The sequence below is a fragment of the Rathayibacter sp. AY1B5 genome (genome assembly GCF_002932795.1).
In the GTDB taxonomy this organism is placed as follows: domain Bacteria; phylum Actinomycetota; class Actinomycetes; order Actinomycetales; family Microbacteriaceae; genus Rathayibacter.
The window spans coordinates 1-1,499 of sequence record NZ_PSWM01000053.1 but is presented as its reverse complement, the minus strand read 5'-3'; the positions used below and the strand labels follow the sequence as shown (position 1 = coordinate 1,499).

The window sequence follows — 1,499 nt, the reverse complement described above, 5'->3', positions numbered from 1 at the left end:
CGGAAGACCGTCGAGCGCGCCGAGCCCAAGGGTGACGCGATCCCGTTCGGCAAGGGCCGCGACCCGCACGACCTGGGCGACGTCCTCGATTCCCTCACCGTGAAGCTCGGCTGGACGGCGCCCTTGGCGCAGGGCGACCTCATGTCGTCGTGGACGGCGATCGCCGGCGAGGAGACCGCGAAGCACTCGACTCCGGTGGGCGTCGTCGACGGCGTGCTGACCGTCGCGTGCGAGTCGACCGCGTGGTCGACGCAGCTCCGGCTGATGCGGATCGAGATCATGAACCACATCGCGGTGAACTTCCCCGAGGCGGGGATCGCGTCGATCCGTTTCCAGGGCCCGGACGTCCCGAACTGGAAAAAGGGTCCCAGGTCGATTCCAGGGCGTGGTCCGCGCGACACCTACGGCTGAGGACGCATTTTCGGTCGACCGCCGATCTTTCGCGCCTCAGATCGCCGTCCAGCGCTTCGGATCGACCCGGTACGCGGTAGAATGGAGGGCCGCCGAACCGCAGTGACGCCGCCGCGCGGGCGATCTCCAGATCACCGTGCGCGTCGCGACGGACCGTCAGAGGAGAACTCCACAGCTATGACTCACGAGCCGAACGACTCCACGTCACCCGCAGCGAACGACCTGGACGCGAACGGCTCAGCAGCCCCCTCCGCTCCGCACGAGAGCATGTCGACCAAGTCGTCCGGCGACTACGGTGCGAACCAGATCCAGGTCCTCGAGGGCCTCGAGGCCGTCCGCAAGCGCCCCGGCATGTACATCGGATCCACGGGTCCGCGCGGTCTGCACCACCTGGTCTACGAGATCGTCGACAACGCCGTCGACGAGGCGCTCGCGGGCTACTGCGACAACATCGAGATCCTGATGCGCGCAGACGGAGGCGTCACCGTCTCCGACAACGGTCGCGGCATCCCGGTCGACATGCACCCGACCGAGGGCATCTCCACGGTCGAGCTGGTCCTCACCGTGCTGCACGCCGGCGGCAAGTTCGGCGGCGGCGGCTACGCGGTCTCCGGCGGCCTGCACGGCGTCGGCTCCTCCGTGGTCAACGCGCTGTCGACGCGCCTCGACGTCGAGGTCAAGCGCCAGGGCGCCGTGTACCGGATGAGCTTCACCGACGGAGTGCCGGACGCCCCGCTCGAGAAGGGCGAGGCCAGCGACGAGACCGGCACGACGATCACCTTCTGGCCCAACGCGGGCATCTTCGAGACGGTCGAGTTCGACTACGAGACCCTGCGCGCGCGCTTCCAGCAGATGGCGTTCCTCAACAAGGGGCTGCGCATCGCTCTGACCGACGAGAACGAGGTCGAGTTCGAGGGGGAGGGCGAGAACGAGACCGAGGGCGACCGGACCGACGTCTTCCACTACGAGAAGGGCCTGGTCGACTACGTCGAGTACATCAACTCGCTGAAGAAGTCGGACCTCGTGCACTCCGAGATCATCGACTTCGAGTCCGAGGACACCGAGCGCCGCATCTCGCTCGAGGTCGC

Annotated in this window: 2 protein-coding genes; both read left to right on the top strand. The window is 67.6% G+C overall.

Annotated features, from left to right (window positions below):
* On the top strand, window positions 1–411 hold a 411-nt coding region (locus C5D44_RS17460; protein WP_104282387.1), incomplete at its 5' end, for a DUF721 domain-containing protein.
* Window positions 412–588: 177 nt separating this feature from the next.
* A partial coding sequence (locus C5D44_RS17455; RefSeq protein ID WP_374954084.1) for an ATP-binding protein occupies window positions 589–1,499 on the top strand: 911 nt, incomplete at its 3' end.